This is a genomic window from Pseudorhizobium xiangyangii (assembly GCF_020531965.1).
GTDB lineage: Bacteria > Pseudomonadota > Alphaproteobacteria > Rhizobiales > Rhizobiaceae > Neorhizobium > Neorhizobium xiangyangii.
The window spans coordinates 1-689 of sequence record NZ_JAJAWH010000114.1; the positions used below are offsets into that span (position 1 = coordinate 1).

1 protein-coding gene is annotated in these 689 nt (G+C 64.9%); it reads right to left on the reverse strand.

What is annotated here, in order from left to right:
* On the reverse strand, window positions 1–689 hold a 689-nt coding region (locus LH464_RS24440; protein ID WP_255648868.1), incomplete at both ends, for a contractile injection system protein, VgrG/Pvc8 family.

Genomic DNA, 689 nt, shown 5'->3' on the forward strand with positions numbered 1-689 from the left:
GCGCAGGCATAGAGCGTCGCGCTCGAAGCCTCGCCGCCGGTGCTTGAGGCGGCAATGTCAAGGTCGCGCCTTAAGGTCGCGGCCAGCAGGCCGGGGCTGGTCGAGCTGGTCAGGCCGAAGATCGACCCGGTCGTCTCGGCATCGGCCAGCGACGGCGGGATGAGCGCCGGTCCGGTGGCAAGATCGCCGATGCCATCCTCGGCGAAGGCCTGCGGCTGTACACCTTCATGGCGGATGGTGAGGAGCCGCCAGCGCCGGTTCAGCGCCTCGCTCGGATGGTCGGAAAGCGTCATGCCATGGCCGGCAACCAGTAGCGGCGCATTGGCGATGCCATGGGCGATCGAGGCATCTACCCGGGCCGCTTCCAGTTTGTGACGGGTAAAGGCATTGCCTGTTGCTTCTTCCTTGAAACGGCCGGGATAGTCGAAAAGCTCGTAATCGCCCTTGGCGCCGTTGAGGATCGAGGGCTTGTATTTGTGCTCCATATGGGCGGCCGGCGCTTTGAAAGTGTAATCGCGCTGGACGAAGGTGGTTGCGCGCAGCTTCTCGCGGAACAATAGCGACGAGCAGTAGACGCCCTTGACGGCACCCGACGCCATGGCGTTGTAGGCGAGCGTTTCCTGGCCTCGGCAGGCGGGCAGGATCTCGGGCCGGTCGCACAGGATGATGGTGTGGCGGCCCTTGTCGTC